Source organism: Campylobacter sp. CNRCH_2016_3089 (assembly GCF_025772505.1).
GTDB lineage: Bacteria > Campylobacterota > Campylobacteria > Campylobacterales > Campylobacteraceae > Campylobacter_D > Campylobacter_D lari_D.
Genome location: NZ_JAKMSF010000041.1, coordinates 1 through 1,246, shown reverse-complemented (window position 1 = coordinate 1,246; position 1,246 = coordinate 1). Strand labels below are relative to the sequence as shown.

Below are 1,246 nucleotides of genomic sequence, written 5' to 3'. Positions count from 1 at the left end.
GTTAAACCCTTAATGGGTTTAACTTTGATACTCTATTAAATCTACATTTTACATTCAAACCCACTATTAGAAATACCAAACAAATATTAATTAATTAAAAATAAAAAAATTATTTTTTTAGGATAAAATACATCCTTTTTAAAAACACATAAAAGGAGATACATTGTTTTCAAATTTAAAAATAGGGACCAAAATAGTTGGAGTTGTAATTTCCATAGTAATGCTAGGCATTATAATCTTAGCAAGTATTTTTTCCATACAAGCTTCAAATATCTTACACACTGAAGCAGATAAACTACTTCAAATTAATGCTTTTAGATATGCAAATATCGTCCGTGGAGCAACAGAAAGTGTTTATTCAACTTTACTAGGAGTAGAAGATACTATAAAAAATACTATTTCAAATGAAAATAGTATTGATGATACAGAAGTGCAAAATATTTTAGAAGGTGTGCTTGATTCAAATGAAAAAATTGCATATATGTATGTTCATTTTTTTAATACCCCAATCAATCAAAATACCAACCCAAAACTACTTACAAATCAGCATAAATTTTTAATGTTACTTCATGATACTTCTTTAAAAACAGAAGGCGGCGTGCAATTAGTTCAAGCATATGATGCATTTTTACAACAACAAAGTATTAATAATGCTATATCAACACAAAAAGAATCAATAGGAAAACCTCAAATTTTCAACATCAATGGTGAAGAAATTTTTGCATACAATATTGTAATTCCAATCTTTAAAAATGGAAATATTATAGGTGTAGTTGGAGCTTTAGGAAGTTTAACACATTTTAGAGGAGAGCTAACAGATCCAAAAAGAAGTATTTTCAAAGATGATCAAAGATTATTACTTGGTGCTGAGGGTCTAATAGCAGTTAGTCCTGTTTCTAAATTTACAGGAAAAAGTATTTCAGAAGCAAATCCTCATCCTAGTGCAAAAACATTAATACAATTACAAAAAGATAAAATAAATACTGTTTTTGACTTTACTCGCGCAAGCGATGGAAAGAAAAATAGAGCAGCAATAGCTACTTTTGATCTTTGGGATAACTCACAAGATGCTTGGTCTATTGTGACTATGGCTCCAGTTGATTCTATACAAATGCCTATTACAAAACTTATAACAACCATAGCATTTATATCTCTTTTTGTTATTTTAGTAATTGTGATAATAGTATTTATATACATAAACAAAGCAGTAAGCTCAAGAATTGTTAATTTACAAAACAACCTACTA

Annotated in this window: 1 protein-coding gene; it reads left to right on the top strand. The window is 28.1% G+C overall.

What is annotated here, in order from left to right; translation table 11 throughout:
• Window positions 1-163: 163 nt before the first annotated feature.
• A partial coding sequence (locus L8W69_RS09135; RefSeq protein ID WP_263666986.1) for a hypothetical protein occupies window positions 164-1,246 on the top strand: 1,083 nt, incomplete at its 3' end.